Source organism: Dysgonomonas sp. Marseille-P4677, from assembly GCF_016652235.1.
GTDB lineage: Bacteria > Bacteroidota > Bacteroidia > Bacteroidales > Dysgonomonadaceae > Dysgonomonas.
The window spans coordinates 1-1,761 of sequence record NZ_JAEPKU010000260.1 but is presented as its reverse complement, the minus strand read 5'-3'; the positions used below and the strand labels follow the sequence as shown (position 1 = coordinate 1,761).

Genomic DNA, 1,761 nt, shown 5'->3' with positions numbered 1-1,761 from the left:
CATGATATATTCTGTAAAATATTTGTAAATAAAAATGAATTAAAAAATATTCAGAATATTAAATATTACTTGTTCAGAAGCCTGAAAAATAGATTGATAGATGTAAGTAGACGGAAAAGTGAACAGAGCAAAGACAGTCTTGACAATTACACCTTTTCTGTTGAGGTATCGGTGGTCGATATGATGATCGATGACGAGGAAAGATTATTCTTGGAGAACAGAGTTAAATACTTGATGGAAAAACTAACTAGTAATCAAAGAGAGGCTATATATCTACGATATATGGAAGAGATGGAATACGAGGAAATAGCCTTACTCTTGAATATAAACCCCGAATCTGTACGCAAATTAGTTTATCGAGGCATAGATAAGTTGAGAGAACATTCAACCTTGAGTATAGCTCTCATTTTATCAGTCTATTTCAAATCTTTATAAACATTTTTTTATAAATCTTGATTTTTATTCAAAAAAACTGTCCACAAAAAAAAGGTTTAATCGTCATTATTAGACAGAGCTGTTATATCTGTTTAAGGGAATAATGAAGGATAATAAATCTCAAAATAAATTAAGCTATATAGACTTCCTCAATGATGATGAATTCTTAAAATGGCAGCTTTATAAAAGTATCGAACAGGAGGAATATTGGATAGACTATGTCAAACGGAATCCCGAATGTGAGGATGCATTTGAACAAGCGATTGAAAAATTTAGTAAAATAAAACTGAATAGAAAGAAACTATCGGACGAAGAAACTGAGAAACTCTATAATAAAATAGTCCACAGTTCTCAATTGAGATTGGAACAAAAGAAAAAGCTTAAATATTATTGGACAGCAGCTGCAGTTGTGATTGTATTGATAACATCTGCTGTATTTACACGTTTGGTGAACGAACAACAACACAATAATACTTCTAACCCTGATTTGGTAATAACAGGAGAAGTGATGCCTGAAAAAGATATACAATTGATTTCGGGGAGCAGGATAGTAAATATAGATCAAAATGCGGATTTATCATTAAATGCACAAGGTGAAATATCTGTCCTGAAAGAATCTGAAGTAAAAGAATCCACATATAACACAGCGGAAGTTAATCGCTTGGTCGTACCCTATGGTAAGCGATCCACATTATTATTGCCTGATGGAACTAAAGTATGGCTAAATTCTGGAACGGAGCTTGAATTCCCCTCCAATTTTGAGACCAAGGAACGACGCATCCATGTAAAAGGTGAAATTTTCATCGATGTGGCCGAAAATAAAAATATGCCCTTTTATGTACAAACACCAAAATTGACTGTAAGGGTATATGGAACCACATTTAATGTCTCCAGTTATGCCGATTCAGAAGAATCTGTAGTATTGGTTGATGGTAAGGTGGAAATACAAGCCGGAAGTAAAATTCTTTCTTTAAATCCGGGAGAACTATTTTCTATAAACCAAAATAAAATTACACATGAGAAGGTAGATGTAAATGGATATATCAGTTGGAAGGATGGTTTCTTTATCTTCAATAAAATTCCTATATCTGTTATCCTTAAAAAGATAGGAAGATATTATAACGTGAATTTCAACGACAGTGAACTGAAGCTTTCAACAAAGACCTGTAGCGGGAAACTAATCTTGTCTGAAGATTTCGAACAAGTGATGGACATCATTTGCGTAATCTCAAATACAACATATTCTCGGTCAGATAATACGATTCTCATAAGCGATAAAAAATAGTCTTACTATTTATTCAATTGAAACTAAATATAGAATAGCAA

The 1,761-nt window shown here is 32.7% G+C and carries 2 protein-coding genes; both read left to right on the top strand.

The window, feature by feature from the left end:
- Nucleotides 1-435, top strand: a 435-nt coding sequence (locus JGH11_RS19900; protein ID WP_201114704.1) for an RNA polymerase sigma factor, incomplete at its 5' end; no start/stop codon positions are given.
- A 103-nt stretch (nt 436-538) separates the two neighbouring features.
- Nucleotides 539-1,720, top strand: coding sequence for a FecR family protein (locus JGH11_RS19895; RefSeq protein ID WP_201114702.1), 1,182 nt, complete (start codon nt 539-541; stop codon nt 1,718-1,720).
- Nucleotides 1,721-1,761 lie beyond the last annotated feature (41 nt).

What these genes read in the sequence shown, in the direction of transcription:
- JGH11_RS19895 (WP_201114702.1), top strand. Translation starts at nt 539, where the DNA reads ATGAAGGATAATAAATCTCAAAATAAATTAAGCTATATAGACTTCCTC.